Annotated in this window: 10 protein-coding genes; 6 read left to right on the top strand and 4 right to left on the bottom strand. The window is 69.3% G+C overall.

Features of this window, described 5'->3' with window-relative positions; all coding sequences use genetic code 11:
- Positions 1–101 precede the first annotated feature (101 nt).
- From HCX50_RS18650 to HCX50_RS18630, 5 genes are read left to right on the top strand one after another with little or no spacing between them, the layout of a single operon-like run.
- Positions 102–1,676, top strand: a complete 1,575-nt coding sequence (locus HCX50_RS18650) for an ABC transporter substrate-binding protein (RefSeq protein WP_167635339.1) — start codon at positions 102–104, stop codon at positions 1,674–1,676.
- Between the two features lie 4 nt (positions 1,677–1,680).
- Positions 1,681–2,703: an ABC transporter permease gene (locus HCX50_RS18645; protein WP_091034413.1), complete on the top strand. Its 1,023-nt coding sequence runs from the start codon at positions 1,681–1,683 to the stop codon at positions 2,701–2,703.
- Positions 2,700–4,625 (top strand): dipeptide/oligopeptide/nickel ABC transporter permease/ATP-binding protein, encoded by a 1,926-nt coding sequence (locus HCX50_RS18640; protein ID WP_091034410.1) that lies wholly within the window; start codon positions 2,700–2,702, stop codon positions 4,623–4,625. The genes HCX50_RS18645 and HCX50_RS18640 overlap by 4 nt, the downstream gene beginning before the upstream one ends.
- Positions 4,622–5,425, top strand: coding sequence for an ABC transporter ATP-binding protein (locus tag HCX50_RS18635; protein WP_197021063.1), 804 nt, complete (start codon positions 4,622–4,624; stop codon positions 5,423–5,425). The genes HCX50_RS18640 and HCX50_RS18635 overlap by 4 nt, the downstream gene beginning before the upstream one ends.
- On the top strand, positions 5,426–6,610 hold the full coding sequence (locus tag HCX50_RS18630) for a M20 metallopeptidase family protein (protein WP_167635338.1): 1,185 nt from the start codon (positions 5,426–5,428) through the stop codon (positions 6,608–6,610).
- 21 nt (positions 6,611–6,631) lie between these two features.
- On the opposite strand, the gene HCX50_RS18625 is transcribed toward HCX50_RS18630, so the two are convergent.
- The 3 genes from HCX50_RS18625 to HCX50_RS18615 are packed head-to-tail and all read right to left on the bottom strand — an operon-like array spanning position 6,632 to position 10,974.
- Entirely contained in the window at positions 6,632–8,023 is a 1,392-nt protein-coding gene (locus HCX50_RS18625; RefSeq protein ID WP_167635337.1) for a S10 family serine carboxypeptidase-like protein, read from the bottom strand.
- Entirely contained in the window at positions 8,020–9,486 is a 1,467-nt protein-coding gene (locus tag HCX50_RS18620) for a S10 family serine carboxypeptidase-like protein (protein ID WP_167635336.1), read from the bottom strand. Before HCX50_RS18620 ends, HCX50_RS18625 begins: the two co-directional genes overlap by 4 nt.
- A 45-nt stretch (positions 9,487–9,531) precedes the next feature.
- The gene (locus HCX50_RS18615; protein ID WP_029263022.1) at positions 9,532–10,974 is read right to left on the bottom strand and encodes an XRE family transcriptional regulator; all 1,443 of its coding nucleotides are present in this window, start codon (positions 10,972–10,974) and stop codon (positions 9,532–9,534) included.
- A 112-nt stretch (positions 10,975–11,086) separates the two neighbouring features.
- On the opposite strand from HCX50_RS18615, the gene HCX50_RS18610 reads away from it, so the two are divergent.
- Positions 11,087–12,949 (top strand): phosphoenolpyruvate carboxykinase (GTP), encoded by a 1,863-nt coding sequence (locus tag HCX50_RS18610; protein ID WP_205829399.1) that lies wholly within the window; start codon positions 11,087–11,089, stop codon positions 12,947–12,949.
- Between the two features lie 128 nt (positions 12,950–13,077).
- Here HCX50_RS18610 and HCX50_RS18605 read toward each other — a convergent pair whose 3' ends face one another.
- Positions 13,078–14,964, bottom strand: a complete 1,887-nt coding sequence (locus tag HCX50_RS18605) for an ABC transporter ATP-binding protein (RefSeq protein WP_167635335.1) — start codon at positions 14,962–14,964, stop codon at positions 13,078–13,080.
- Positions 14,965–15,041 lie beyond the last annotated feature (77 nt).

The raw sequence follows: 15,041 nt of genomic DNA, 5'->3' as shown, positions 1-15,041 counted from the left end.
GTTACATACCCGAAACACCGGCGACACGAGCCAATAAAGAGTAATTCATAACATTCAATTGGGTTGACCCGCACCGTGCGGAACCCGTGAGAGAGGACACCATGAGACGCAGCATTGTCGCCGCGGCCGCCGTCGGCGTGACGGCCCTCGCCCTGTCCGGCTGCGCCGGTACGGCGGAGCCCGGGGGAGGAGAGGCACAGACGATCAAGATCGCCGTGCAATCGGATCCCGGAACGCTCAACCCGATCACGAACGCGACGAACGCGAGTGAGTCCGTATCGACGTTCGGGTACGAGTCGCTGCTCTTCTACCCGACCGGCGAGGAGCCCCGGGGGCTGCTCGCCGATTCGTGGGAGTCGACCACCACCGGCGTGGAGTTCACGCTCAAGGACGGCATCCTCTGCGCCGACGGCACGCCGTTGACCGCGACCGATGTCAAGTCCACTTTCGAGTACGCCGCGGCCGACGAGACGGGCTCGCCCTACAAGGGCGTGTACTTCCCCGCCGAGGGCCTCACGATCGAGGCGGACGACGATGCCCGCACGGTCACCTTCACCAGCGCGAACGCCCAGAGCTTCCTCGCCGAGACGATCGGCGCCCTGCCGATCGTATGCGCGTCCGGTCTCGCCGACCCGGCCGTTCTCGACACCGAGTTCCACGGCACCGGCGCCTACGCGTTGAAGGCGTCCTCCCCGGGGCAGTCGTACACGTTCACGCTGCGTGACGACTACACCTGGGGTCCCGACGACACGACCAGCGAGACAGCGGGGCTGCCCGGCACGGTGGAGATCTCGATCATCGAGAGCGACTCGACCGCCGCCAACATGCTCCAGACCGGCGAGGCCAACGTCGCAGAGGTCGGCGGCAGCGAGCGCGACCGGCTCGACAAGACCGAGTTCGCGAAAGAACTCGAGGTGCCGCTGCGCCCGGGGCTGATCTTCTTCAACCAGGCGGAGGGCCGGGTCGGCCACGATCTCGCCGTCCGTGAAGCTCTCGCCCAGGCTGTGGACCGCGAAGCCGTCGGACCTGTCGCCTCCGCGGGTCGCGGCGAGCAGGTCACGACACTCGTGTCCGAGTTCGGCGCCGCGTGCACCGCCATGGACAGCTCCAGCGCCATCCCCGACTACGACGTGGATGCTGCTGCTGCCGCACTCGACGCCGCGGGCTGGGTCGAGGGTGCCGACGGCATCCGCGCGAAGGACGGCAAGCCGCTGTCCATCCTGATGCTCTACCCGGCATCCGAGAGCCAGGGCGTCACCGCCGCGATCGAACTGCTGCAGACCGAGTTCAATAAGATCGGTGTGGATGCTGTGCCCACCCCGTCCGCGTCCTACACCGACGTGATCTTCTCCGGCGGCGACTGGGACATCGTGTGGGCCCCGATCTTCACGAGCCTCCCGAGCGACTGGGCCGGCATCCTGGGCGGCGAGTTCCCGCCCAACGGCGGCAACTGGACCTACAACAGCAACCAAGAGTACTTCGACCTGGTGGGCGAGGCGCAGGCGCTGGCCGGAGCCGACTCGTGTGACGCCTGGCAGGCTGCGCAGGACTCTCTGTTCCGCAACCTCGAGGTGCTGCCCGTCTACTCGTCGACGTCGACTTTCTACGGTGTCGGTGTGGAGTTCGGCATGTCGAAGAGCATCCTCGCTCCGACCACGATCCGCGTGACAGAGTGACAGGATGACGTCGCAGATCGTGACGCGGCCGAAGACCGTCGTGGTGGCCACCCCTCGGGGTGGTCGCCACGGCGGCGGCCGCTGGATCCCCTTCCTCCTCCGGCGCATCGGCCGGATGCTCATCGCGATGTTCGTGATCGTGACGGCGGCATTCGTCGTCCTCCGCGCCGCCGGGGGAGACCCGGTCCGTGCGGCTCTCGGACCGACCGCACCGGCATCCGTGGTGGCGGAGCGCCGGGCGCAGCTCGGGCTCGATGATCCGCTCATCGTGCAGTTCTGGAACTATCTGACGGGCATCGTGTTCCGCGGTGATCTCGGCGTCTCCCTGATCACCGGACGATCGGTGAACGAGCTGGTGGAATACCGGCTCCCCGCCACCGTGCAGCTCGCGGGCATCGCGTTCATCGTGATCCTGCTCATCGCGATCCCCCTGGGGCTCGCCATCGCGATCCTCACCGCCGGCAACCGCCGTCGCCCCGTCGAGGTCGCCTTCACCTCGGTGACGGGCTTCTTCGCCGCCGTGCCGGAGTACCTGATCGGTGTCGCGCTGCTGACGCTGTTCGCCATCACGATCCCGCTCCTCCCGGTCGCCGGCATCAGCGGCCCGCAGTCGTACATCCTGCCCGTCCTCGCGCTCGCACTCGGCGCGTCGGCGTCGCTGTCCCGCATCGCCCGCGTCGAGGCGCTCAATGTGCTCAGCGACGACTACATCCGCACCGCGCGCTCCAAGCGGCTCCCGGCCGCGATGGTGTACTTCCGGCACGCCCTGCCGAACATGCTCACCGCCACCCTGACCCTCGGCGGCGCCCTGCTCGCGACGATGATCGCCGGCAGCGTCCTGGTCGAGCGGGTCTTCAACTGGCCGGGCATGGGCAGTGCCTTCGTGCAGGCGATCATCACCAAGGACTACGGCATCGTGCAGGGGCTCGCGATCGTCTACGCGGCGATCATCCTCGTCGTGAACCTGCTGGTGGATGTGGTGCTCGCCATCCTCGACCGTCGTACGACCATTCTGGAGACCGCATGACCTCCTCGCACCGGCGGCGCTCCTGGCTGCTGCAGTCACCGATGGCGCTGATCTCGCTGACCTTCATCGCGATCTTCGCCCTCCTCGCCGTGTTCGCCCCGATGCTGTGGGGTACGCAGGCCGAGACCCCGTCGCCCGCTGACCTCCTCCAGCCGCCGAGTGCCGAGCACCCTCTCGGCACCGACGCACTCGGGCGGGACCTGCTGCTGCGCACGCTCGTGGCCACGCGGCTGTCGCTCGTGATGGCGCTGACCGCGACCGCGATCGGCGCGGTGGCCGGGCTGATCCTCGGCGCGCTGCCGGTCGTCGCCGGTCCGCGCGTGCAGCGCCTGTTCGGCTCGGTCATCAACACCTGGCTCGCCTTCCCGGTGCTGCTGGTCGCGATGCTCACCGTGATCCTGCTCGGCACCGGCTCCACGACGGCCGTGATCGCGCTCGCGCTGACCATGACCCCCTCGTTCGCCCGCCTCGCACAGACGCTCTCCTCGCGCGTCGGCGGTTCGGAGTACCTGGCCGCGGCCCGCCTGCTCGGGGTGTCGAAGACGCGTCAGTTCACCCGTTATATCCTTCCCAACATCGCCGAGCCGGTGATCGTGAACGTCACGATCTCGATCGGCGGCGGACTCCTCGCCCTGTCCAGCCTCAGCTTCCTCGGCGTCGGCGTGCAGCCGCCCGAGTACGACTGGGGCCGCCTGCTCAGCGAGGGCTTCGAACAGGTGTACAGTCAGCCGTCCGCGATCGTCGGTCCCGGCGTGATGGTCGTGCTCGCCGGCATCATGTTCGGCATGTTCGGCGAGGCCCTGGCTTCGCACATGCGCGGCCGTGGGCGCACCCGTACGCTCAGCGCCCGCGAGCTCGGCGACCCTGCCCGCGTCGCCTCGACCGAAGCGGTCGACGAGCGGGCGGACGATGTCGAACCGCTGCTCGACGTCGTCGGCCTCAGCGTCTCGTTCCCCGGCGAGCACGGCTGGGTACGCCCCGTGCAGGACGTCTCGTTCCGCATCGCCCCCGGCGAGATCGTCGGCGTGGTCGGCGAGTCCGGCAGCGGCAAGAGCGTCACGATGATGGCGATCGCGCAGCTGGCTCCGGCCGGCGCCGCCGTCAGCGCGCAGCGCCTCACCTTCGCGGGCGAGGAGCTGTCCGGGCTGTCGAGCGAGCGCGCGGCGAAGAAGCTCGGCACGAGGGTCGGTGTCGTGTTCCAGGACTCGCTCACCGCGCTGAACCCGGCACTCCGCGTGGGTACGCAGCTCGCCGAGGTGCCGCGCGTGCACCAGAAGGCGACGCGGCGGGAAGCGGATGCCGCGGCCGTCGACGCGCTGGCGGCCGTGTCGATCACCGATCCGGCGCGCCGGGCCAAGCAGTTCCCGCACGAGTTCTCCGGTGGCATGCGGCAGCGTGCGCTCATCGCGATGTCGCAGATCGGGAAGCCGCGGCTGATCATCGCCGACGAGCCCACCACGGCGCTCGACGTCACGGTGCAGCAGCGGGTGCTCGCCCTGCTCCGCCGCGAGTGCGAGGAGACCGGGGCGGCGGCGATCGTCGTCTCGCACGACATCGCGGTGCTGGCCGAGCTCTGCCAGCGCATCCTGGTCATGTACGGCGGCCGCATCGTCGAAGACGTCGACGTCCGCCACCTCGCGGAACCCGAACGGCTGGCGCACCCCTACACCCGCGCGCTGGCGGAGTCGCTGCCGGATCTCGACACCGACCGCACGGCGCCGCTCGCGACGATCCCCGGCGAGCCGCCGGACCTCGCACAGCCGGTGGTCGGCTGCGCCTTCGCGCCGCGCTGCGCGTTCGCCACCGAGCTCTGCCGCACCGAGACCCCTCAGCTCGTCGCCCACGGCTCCGGCCGCGTGGCGTGCTGGCACCCGCAGGACGTCGGTGTGCACGAAGACGAATTCGCGAAGGCGGGTGCATGATGGCCGATCTCGTCATCGAGAACCTCGTGGTCACATTCGGTCGCGGCCCCCATGCCGTGAATGCGGTCGACGACGTGTCGCTCACGGTGCCGCACGGCACGACGGTGGGGCTGGTGGGCGAATCCGGATCGGGCAAGTCCACGGTGGCGCGCACGGTCGCGGGGCTTCAGAAGCCGACGTCGGGCCGGATCCTGCTCGACGGCAAGGACCTCGCGGTCGGACGCCGTGATCGCAGGGCCCACGCCCGAGACGTGCAGATGATCTTCCAGGACCCGTACTCGTCGCTGAACCCGCGCATGTCGGTGGGCGAGACCCTGGACGAGGCGCTGGCCACCCACGGCTCCGGCAACGCCAAGGCTCGTGCGGCCGGCGTCAAGGAGCTGCTCGAACTCGTGCGGCTGAAGCCCGGTGTGTCGGAGTTGCATCCGTCGAGCCTGTCCGGCGGCATGCGGCAGCGCGTCGCGATCGCCCGCTGCCTCGCGGTGAAGCCGCGCCTGATCATCGCGGATGAGATCACGTCCGCCCTCGACGCCTCGGTGCAGGGTGCGGTGCTCAACCTGATGCGCGACCTGCAGCGCGAGCTCGAGCTCTCGGTGCTGTTCATCACCCACAACCTCGCCGCGGTGCGCTACATCGCCGACACCACGGCTGTGATGCGCAGCGGAGAGATCGTCGAGCACGGCGATGCCGACGCGATCGTCACGAACCCGCAGCATCCCTACACGCAGGCGCTCGTGGCGGCCATCCCGCGCATCCAGAACGCCGGCACCGACAGCCTCCTCCACTCGATCGGATCCTGAATGACCCTGCTCGACGACGCTCAGGTCCTGCTGCCCGAGCTCGTGGCCCTGCGCCGCGCCATCCACGCCGACCCCGAGCTGGGTCTCGAGCTGCCGCGCACGCAGCGGCGGGTGCTCGACGCGCTGGAGCCCCTCGGACTCGAGGTGGTCCTCGGTGAGGGCCTGAGCTCGATCGCCGCGGTCGTGCGCGGCGCGCATCCCGGACCGACCGTGCTGCTGCGTGCCGACATGGATGCGCTTCCCCTCGTCGAGGACACCGGGCTCGACTACGCGGCATCCGGGGAGCGGATGCACGCCTGCGGGCACGACCTGCACGTCGCCGGTCTCGTCGGAGCCGCCCACCTGCTGGCGGGGCGCCGTGAGGAGCTCCACGGCGATGTCCTGCTGATGTTCCAGCCGGGCGAGGAGCTCGGCGACGGCGCGAAGCGGATGCTGGCCGAGGGGCTCCTCGAGACCACGGGCTCCCGGCCGGTCGCCGCCTTCGGCATCCATGTCGTGCCCGGCGAGTACGGCGTGTTTTCGACCCGTCCCGGCGCGCTCATGGCCGGCGCGATCGAGGTCGAGATCACCGTCACGGGAGCCGGGGGACACGCCTCGGCGCCGCATCTGACCCGAGACCCCGTGCCCGTCGCCGCCGAACTCGTCACCGCCCTGCAGACTTTCGTCACCCGCCGCTTCGACGTGTTCGATCCGGTCGTCCTCAGCGTCACGCAGCTGCATGCCGGGGGACCGGCCCGGAACATCATCTCCGACACCGCCACGCTCGTCGCCTCGGTGCGGGTGCTGTCGCACGAGTCGAGTGCGCGCGTGCAGACGGAGATCCCCGCACTCGTCCGCGAGATCGCGGCCGCCCACGGTTGCACGGCCCAGGTCGATGTGACCGTGCTGTGCGCGCCCACCGTGAACGATGCCCGCGCGGTGGAGCGGGTGCGAGCCACGCTGCAGGGCCAGTTCGGCGACGAACGCGTGTGGGAGACCGCGCACCCCGTGATGGGATCGGAGGACTTCTCCTTCGTGCTCGAACAGGTTCCGGGGGCGTTCCTGTTCCTGCGGGCGACGCCGGCGGAGGTCGATCTCGAGACGGCGTCTCCGAACCACTCTCCGACGGTCGTGTTCGACGATGCGGTCCTCGCCGATCAGGCCGCGGCGCTCGCGGCTTTCGCGCTGGAGACGCTCACCGCCTGATCCGCAGCCTCGTCGGGCTCCTCAGCGGGTGAGGAAGGCGCGGAGGTCGGCGTTCAGGCGCACCGCGACCTCGGGGTCGCTGTACATCATGTGGCCGGCGCGGTACCAGTGGGTCTCGGTGCGCTCGCGCGGCAACCCCCACTGCCGCAGCAGGTGGTCGGCCGCGCCGACGGTCGTCAGCGAGTCGTACACGCCGGTGCCGATGAACAGCCGTCCGCGCGGAGTCTGCTTCATCCAGCGTGACAACCGTGCCGGGTACGGGTACGTGCGGAACGGGGAGGGCCGTCCGTAGGCGACGAACTCCGCGCCGCCCTGCTCGTCCCAGTCCCAGTCCCGGCCCGCCTCCGGGTCGACCACGCGATACGGCTGCGTGGGGGCGGTGCCGAAGACGTGTCGCAGCAACTGCTGCAGCCCCGCCACGTACCGCGGGGAGAGCGCCACATCGGAGGCGTCGTACTCGAGCTCACCGGAGCGGCGGTCGGCCGCCGGTGCGGAGTACCGGCTGTCGGTCACCCCGAGCACGCGTCCGGGGAGCAGACGCGAGCGGAAGTCCTGCTTGCTGACCCAGAGCCGATCGTCGGCGAGCTCGCCCGCGGGGAGCCCGATCATCCGCGAGAGGCGCTCCGAGACGGCGGCGCGCTCGTCGACCGGCAGCTGGTCGCCCTGCAGCATCGCGAGGGCGAGGTCGCCGCGAGCGAAGTCCAATGCCGCGGTGATCGCATCCTCGACCGTCTCGTGTTCGCGGGAGCCGACGCCGTGATGCCAGGCCGTCGCCGCCTTGAACGGCAGGTTCGCGAGCGCTCCGACCACGTTGCCCGGACGATCCAGCGTCTCCTGGATGTTGACGGCCTGCCCCAGCAGCACGATGCCGTCCAGCGGCGCGGTGTCCATGCTGTGCGATGAGGTCGCGAGGAATGCCGCACGCAGGGTGCCGTAGCTCTCTCCGAGGAAGAACTTCCGGGAGTTCCAGCGCCCGTGCCGGTCGACCCAGTCCGAGATGGCGGCGGCGATGGCGTCGGCGTCTCCCTCCACGGAACGGAAGTCCGACGCATCGGCATCGTCAGCGAAGTCGCCGAATCCGGTGCCGGGTGCGTCGAGGAACACCAGGTCGGCGACGTCGAGGATCGTCGACGGGCTCTCCTCCACGCCGTAGGGAGGGTGCCCGGCGTCGGCGAGGTCGACGGGGACGTGGGCGCGCATCGGCCCGATCCCGCTCAGGTGCAGATAGAGCGTCGACACTCCCGGACCGCCGTTGGTCAGGAACAGCACCGGGCGATCCGTGCCGTCGACGATGTAGGTGAACGCCGAGATCGTCCCTTGCGACGAGCCGTCCGAACGCCGCAGCGGGAGCTCTTCGAGGCGGGCGGTGTAGGCCAGGTCGCCGATCCGGCCCGCGGCCTCGAGCGCGATCATCCGTGCGTCGTGGCGTCGCGATAGAAGTCGTCGAGATCGCTCTTCATGCGCTCCACCGCCCGTTCGTCCACGAAGGTCATGTGACCCGACTCGTAGAACGTGAACCGGATGTTCTCGCGCAGGCTCGGCGCCAGGTACAGGTGCGCCACGTCGACCTCGGGTCCGAAGAACGGAGTGGCCAGGTCGTAGTACCCGCCCATCACGAACACCTTCAGGTTCGGGTTGCGGCGCACGGCGGCCGACAGGTCGATCGAGACGTCGGGCACCAGCTGCGGGGCATCCACGCCCGGTGCCTTGTGCGTCCAATCCCATGCGCGGGAGATGGGCATGTTGTGCAGGTGGCGGTAATGCAGCTCGCTGGTGAAGCCGATGTCGTCCGCGAGGTGGGCGCGGTACGTCGAGAGGTGTGCGCTGTTGACCCCGGCGGTGGCGGCGTCGTCGGTGGCCGGGTCGTGCGAGCCGTTGCCGACGACGTACTGGTGCTCGGCGGTGAAGCGGGTGTCGAAGCGGCCGATCACGCGCCCTTCGTCGGCGAGCAGGGCGTAGCGGTACTGCTCCATCCCGATGCGGAAGTGGTGCTTCTTCAGGTAGTCGGCGTCGAGCCCGACGAGGGCGCTCATGCGTTCGGCGACGGCGTCCTCGAGATCGGTGGGCAGCAGATCGCCACGCAGCAGCGCTTCGGCGAACGGACCCTGGGCGAACTCGCGTGCATCGACGAGGAGCGGCTCGAGCGCGGTGTGCGCGGTGCGGACTTTGCCGTGGTACCAGGCGGTCGCCGCGTACGAGGGGAGCAGATTGATGTACTCGCGGGGTCCGCCGAGGTTGCTCTCGCCCCAGTTGAGCACGGTCGACAGGAGCACGACACCGTTGAAGTCGAGGCCCTGGTTCTGCAGCCGGTGTACGAGCGACGCGGCACGTGTGGTGCCGTACGACTCGCCGAACAGGAAGCGTGGCGCGTTCCAGTTGTTCGTGATCGTGAGCCAGCGCGTGATCGCCTTCGCGAACGCGGCCACGTCCTGGTCGACGCCCCACAGCTCGGCCGGGGTCGCATCACCGAGGAGACGCGAGTATCCGGTGCCGGGCGCGTCGATGAACACGAGGTCAGAGGCGGTGAGCAGCGTGTGCGGGTTGTCGCCGCTCGCGTAGGGGGCGGGCGGCGTCGCGAGGGGAGTGTTCGTGGGCGTGCGCTTCGGTCCGAAGCCGCCGATGTTGAGCCAGAGGCTCGCCGAACCGGGGCCGCCGTTGAACAGGAACGTCACGGGGCGCACCGGGGCGCCCTCCTCGCGGTCGGCGATGTACGAGGTGTAGAACACGCTCGCGAGCGGGCGATGCTCGTCGTCGCGGACGATCACGGTGCCCGCTCCGGCGCTGTAGTCGAGCGAGCGGCCGCCCGCGGTGATGCGGTGGCGGCGTGAGGTGAAGGTCTCCGTGTCAGGTGCGTCTGCGGGGGTCGGCTCGGTCACAGGTCTCCCTCGGGAAAATGAATGAGTGAATTGAATATATCTTAATCATTCACTCGCGTGACGACCGAGGAAGTTGTAGACCTCGTTGTCATCCACGCCGGGGAACGCGCCGCGGGGGAGCGGGGAGAACATGTGCGTGTGCACGCGCGCGCTCGGCCAGGCCCTGCCGTTCCAGCGCTCGGTGAGTTCGGCCGAGGGCCGCCGGCAGCAGGACTCATCGGGGCAGGTCGACACGGCGCGGTCGCTGGTCTCGCGTCCGCGCCACCACCGCGCGTCGTCGAACGGCACCCCGACCGTGATGGAGAACTCTCCATCGGTCGATGCCCCGGTCTGTGTCGAGCACCAGAACGTTCCCGACGGTGTGTCGGTGTACTGGTGGTGCTCCGTGGTGCGGTTCTGCTGAGTGAACGCGGCGCGCGCCTGGAACTTGCGGCATACCCGCTGTCCCTCCACCGCGCCGGTCACGTCCATGGGCAGCGGCAGGTCGTCGTTCTCGTAGACGCGGGTGATCGCGCCCGTGGCATCCACGCGGAGGAAGTGCAGCGACATCCCGAGGTGCTGGGTGAGCAGGTTCGTCATGCGCATGCCGGCGCCCTCGTGCGTCACGCCGAACGCGTCGCGGAAGTCTTCGACCGCGAGGTTGCGATCCTTCTTGGCCTGCTGCAGGAACGCGACGGCGGCCGTCTCCGGCATCAGGCAGCACGCGGCGAAGTAGTTGATCTCCAGCCGCTGCTGCAGGAAGTCGGCGTAGTCGGTCGGAGGCGTGTGGCCGAGGTAGCGGTGCGCCATGGCCTGCAGGGCCATCGAGCGCAGACCGTGACCGCCGGGGATCGACGCCGGCGGCAGGTAGATCCGCCCGTTCTCGAGGTCGGTGACCGATCGCGTGGAATGTGGCAGGTCGTTGACGTAGATCAGCTCGAAGCCGAGCTTCTCGGCCATGATGCTCACCGTGCGGTGGGTGAGAGCGCCCTGCACGTGCCCCGCGGCCTTCAGATGCTTCTCGGCGAGCTTCTCGATCTCGGGGAGGTAGTTGTTCTGCGCGCGCATGCGCAGCCGCATCTCGGTGTTCGCACGCCGTGCCTCCTCCGGGGTGGCGATGGCTTCGCGCTCGCGGCGCTGCAGTTCGCGGTGCAGTCCGAGCACCGACTCGATCGTCTCATCGCTCATGCCCTTGGTCACGCGCACGGGCGCGACGCCGAGCTGCCGGAAGACGGGGCTCTCCTGGGCGCGTTCGAGTTCGATCTCGAGGGCGGCGCGACGGTTCGGCGGCTCGCCCGAGATGAGGTCGGTCACCTCGGTGCTCGTGGCGTGCGCGATCGCCTGCAGCAGCGACAGCTTGGGTTCGCGCTTGCCGTTCTCGATCAGGCTCAGCTGCGACCCGGCGACGCCGACGAGCGCGCCGAGCTCGTCGAGCGTGAATCCTTTCTCCAGCCGGTGGTGACGGATGCGATGACCGAGAGTCGTGAGGTGGATGCCGGAGGACGCCATTCCTTGAGTGTAGCGAAAGAATCGCTTTTCTTATCGCTCGATTCGTCCGAAAGTCCGGGCGGAACCGGAAGAAGATAGGTGCAACGCCCCACAGTTCAAAGGAGCACACGTCATGGCCTTCGCCGAAGTCTTCACCCCCCGCACGTCTCCCGTCGCACCGACGCGTACGTTCGGCGCGGCTCCGACGTATGACACCCCCGCCATGGCCGAGCTGGCCGCGTGGGTCGAGGAGATCCGCTCTCTCACCCAGCCCGACTCCGTGCACTGGGTCGACGGCTCGCGCGCCGAGAACGACTGGCTGCTGCACGGGCTCGTCGACGAGGGCAAGCTCATCAAGCTCAACCCCGAGTGGCGTCCCGGCTCCTACCTCGCCCGTTCGCACCCCAGCGATGTCGCCCGCACCGAGGGGCGCACGTTCATCGCCTCCGAGCGCGAAGAGGATGCCGGCCCCACGAACAACTGGGCGGACCCCGCCGAGATGCACACCAAGATGGACGAGATCTTCGAGGGCTCGATGCGCGGCCGCACGATGTACGTCGTGCCGTTCTCGATGGGACGTGTCGGCGGCCCGCTCTCGCATATCGGCGTGCAGATCACCGACAGCGCCTACGCGGTCGCGTCGATCGGCATCATGACCCGCGTCGGCGATGCCGTCACGCGTCAGATCGCCGAGGGAGCGCCGTGGGTCAAGACCGTGCACACCGTCGGCGCACCGCTCGCCCCGGGTGAGCACGACGTCGAGTGGCCCTGCAACGACGACAAGTACATCGTGCACTTCCCCGAGTCGCTCGAGGTCTACTCGTACGGTTCGGGCTACGGCGGCAACGCGATCCTCGCCAAGAAGTGCTTCGCGCTGCGTATCGCCTCGGTGATCGCCCGCGACGAGGGCTGGCTCGCCGAGCACATGCTGCTGATTCGCGTGATCGACCCGCAGGGCAAGGCGTACCACGTCGCGGCCGCTTTCCCCTCGGCGTGCGGCAAGACGAACCTCGCCATGCTCCGCCCCACGATCCCGGGGTGGAAGGTCGAGACCCTCGGCGACGACATCGCCTGGATCCGTCCGGGCGAAGATGGTCGCCTGTGGGCGATCAACCCCGAGGCCGGCTTCTTCGGCGTCGCGCCGGGCACCGGCGAGTCGACGAACGTCACGGCGGTCGAGACGCTGTGGGGCAACACGATCTTCACCAACGTCGCGCTCCGTCCCGACGGCGACGTGTGGTGGGAGGGCCTGACCGACGAGGCGCCCGCGAACCTGATCGACTGGGAGGGCAACGAGTGGACGCCCGACTCCGATCGACCGGCGGCGCACCCCAACTCCCGCTTCACGGTGTCGGCGGCGCAGTGCCCGCAGATCTCCGACGACTGGGAAGAGGCCGTGCCGCTCGACGTCATCCTCTTCGGCGGACGCCGCGCCAGCAACGTCCCGCTCGTGGTCGAGGCCACCGACTGGACGCACGGTGTCTTCCTCGGCTCGAACATCTCGTCGGAGCGCACGGCTGCGGCCGAGGGCACGGTCGGAGAGCTGCGCCGCGACCCGTTCGCGATGCTGCCCTTCTGCGGATACAACATGGCCGATTACTTCGGCCACTGGCTGAAGGTCGGTCGAGGCCTGCGCTTCGACCGCGCACCGCGCATCTTCCAGGTGAACTGGTTCCGTCGCGGTGACGACGGCCGGTTCCTGTGGCCCGGCTTCGGCGACAACTCCCGTGTCGTCGACTGGATCATCCGCCGCATCGCGGGCGACGTTCCCGCGGTCGACAGCCCCATCGGACGCCTGCCGCGTGTGGAAGACCTCAACCTCGACGGGCTCGACATCCCCGCCGCCGACCTCGACGAGCTGTTCGCCGTCGACGCCGCGGCGTGGCAGACCGAGGCCGACCTGACCGAGGAGTTCTACGACACCTTCGGCGACAAGGTTCCGGCGGCGCTGCGCGCCGAGCTGGCGTCGCTGCGCTACCGCCTCGCCAAGGCCTAGCCCCCAGACCGGTGCCGGTTCGGGGGAGCCGGCACCCTCATACCCGCGAAGGCGGGACATCAGAGACGAACCCATGGCTGAGTGGTCTCCGACGTCCCGCCTTCGTGTTGTCCGGGAACGGACGTGAATCAGGTGAGCAGCTGGTGCCGGGCGAGGTCGCGGTACAGCGGCGTCGTCTCGACGAGTTCCTCGTGCGTGCCCTGGCCGACCACGACGCCGTCCTGCAGCACCACGATCAGGTCGCTGTCGACCACGGTCGACAGGCGGTGCGCGATCACGATGAGCGTGCGGTCGGTCGACACCGCGTCGATCGCTTCGCGCATCCGCTGCTCGTTCACGCCGTCGAGCGATGACGTCGATTCGTCGAGCAGGAGGACCGGGGCGTCGGTGAGCAGGGCGCGGGCGATCGCGAGGCGCTGACGCTCGCCGCCGGACAGCATCACGCCGTCTTCGCCGACGGGGGCCTCGATGCCCAGCGGGTTGCGCTCGAGCACGTCGCCGAGGTTCACGGCGCGCAGCACGCGTTCGCAGTCGGCATCGGTCGCATCGGGCGAGGCGAGACGCAGGTTCTCGGCAAGCGTGCCGGCGAGGGTGGGCGCATCCTGCTCGACGTAGCCGAAGTTGGCGCGCAGGTCGTCGCGCGGGTAGGTGCGCGCGTCGTGGCCGTGTAGGCGGATGGACCCGCCGGTCGGGTCATAGAACCGCTCGATCAACGACAGGATCGTGCTCTTGCCCGCACCGCTGGGGCCGACGAGGGCGACCCTGGCGCCGTGAGGCACGGCGAACGAAACTCCGCGGAGCACTTCGTGGTCCTGCGCGGCCGGTGCCGCATCTTCGACCGATTCCAGATGCGCATCAGCGAGAAGGGTCCGCGCTGCCTTCGCCGCGGCCTGACGCGCTGCCACCACGTTCGCGGGGTAGTGGAAGCGCACATCGCGGAACTCGATGGCCGGAGCGCCGGGGGCTGCATCCTCGTGAGGGAGGGCGGCGGCGATGGCTTCGTCGTCCTGCGACTCCGTCGGCAGGTCGAGCACCTCCTGGATGCGACCGAGTGCGCCGAGTGCCTGGTTCACCGAAGTGATCGCGCCGAAGGTCGTGGCGAGCGGCATCACCAGGAGGAACAGGAACATGATGAACGAGATCAGCGACGCGATGGTGATCGCGCCGGCGGCCACCCGGAACCCGCCGACGCCGAGGACCACCAGCAGCGACAACTGCAGCGCGATGCCGGAGACGGGCACGACCATCGACGAGATCTTGGCGATGCGCACACCGATGCCGTACGCGTCGGTGGCGAGCTCCGACACCGCGGCCGTCTCGCGCTCGGTGGCGCCCGAGGCGCGGATGGTGCGGATCGAGCCGACCGCACGCTCCACGCCGGAGGCGAGCTCGCCGACCTTCTCCTGCTGGGCGGTCGAGGCAGTGCGGATGCGGCCGCTGAGCAGCACGACGACCGTGACGGAGATGCCGATCACGACGACGATGAGCAGCAGCAGGATCGGGTCGATCACGAGCATCGCGATCAGCGCGCCGAGGAACAGCACGGCGCTGCCGACGGCATCCGCGAGGCCCTGCGTGAGCACGGCGTAGAGGAGGGTCGTGTCGGTGCCGACGCGTGAGACGAGGTCCCCGGTACGGCGGGCATCGAACTCCGAGGTCGGCAGGTGCAGGATGCGGGCGATCAGCTTGCGGCGGCTCGAGTGCACGACCGCGGTGCCGGTGCGCTGGAGCAGGTAGTGCTGGAACCCGGAGATGACGGACGACACGATCACGAAGCCGACCAGCAGCCAGACGAGGATCCCGATGCCGGTGTCGGACTGCACCGCCTCGATGACCTGGCCGACGAGCAGAGGCTGCACGAGAGACGTGGCGGCGCCGACGACGCTGAGCACGGCGACCACGATCAGGGTGCGCTTGTGTTCGAACAGGAAGGGGAGGAGCTGGCGGAAGGTGGCGCGCGGGCCTTCGGGCTGTGCGCCACGTCCGCGGCGGCGTGCTGTCGCCGAACCGGACATGCGGGACCTCGATCTGGAGATGGTACTTCGACCGTACTTCGTTCGCGGTCGAATCCTATGGGCGGGCTGTATGGGTG

Origin of the sequence: Microbacterium sp. B19(2022), assembly GCF_012030385.1 — a bacterium.
In the GTDB taxonomy this organism is placed as follows: domain Bacteria; phylum Actinomycetota; class Actinomycetes; order Actinomycetales; family Microbacteriaceae; genus Microbacterium; species Microbacterium oxydans_B.
Note: the sequence above shows the minus strand (reverse complement) of the source record. Positions and strands in the feature narration are given on the sequence as shown.

Coding starts and splice junctions, on each gene's coding strand:
- HCX50_RS18605 (WP_167635335.1), bottom strand. CDS start 14,964: ATGTCCGGTTCGGCGACAGCACGCCGCCGCGGACGTGGCGCACAGCCC.
- HCX50_RS18615 (WP_029263022.1), bottom strand. CDS start 10,974: ATGGCGTCCTCCGGCATCCACCTCACGACTCTCGGTCATCGCATCCGT.
- HCX50_RS18625 (WP_167635337.1), bottom strand. CDS start 8,023: ATGATCGCGCTCGAGGCCGCGGGCCGGATCGGCGACCTGGCCTACACC.
- HCX50_RS18645 (WP_091034413.1), top strand. CDS start 1,681: ATGACGTCGCAGATCGTGACGCGGCCGAAGACCGTCGTGGTGGCCACC.
- HCX50_RS18635 (WP_197021063.1), top strand. CDS start 4,622: ATGATGGCCGATCTCGTCATCGAGAACCTCGTGGTCACATTCGGTCGC.
- HCX50_RS18640 (WP_091034410.1), top strand. CDS start 2,700: ATGACCTCCTCGCACCGGCGGCGCTCCTGGCTGCTGCAGTCACCGATG.
- HCX50_RS18650 (WP_167635339.1), top strand. CDS start 102: ATGAGACGCAGCATTGTCGCCGCGGCCGCCGTCGGCGTGACGGCCCTC.
- HCX50_RS18630 (WP_167635338.1), top strand. CDS start 5,426: ATGACCCTGCTCGACGACGCTCAGGTCCTGCTGCCCGAGCTCGTGGCC.
- HCX50_RS18610 (WP_205829399.1), top strand. CDS start 11,087: ATGGCCTTCGCCGAAGTCTTCACCCCCCGCACGTCTCCCGTCGCACCG.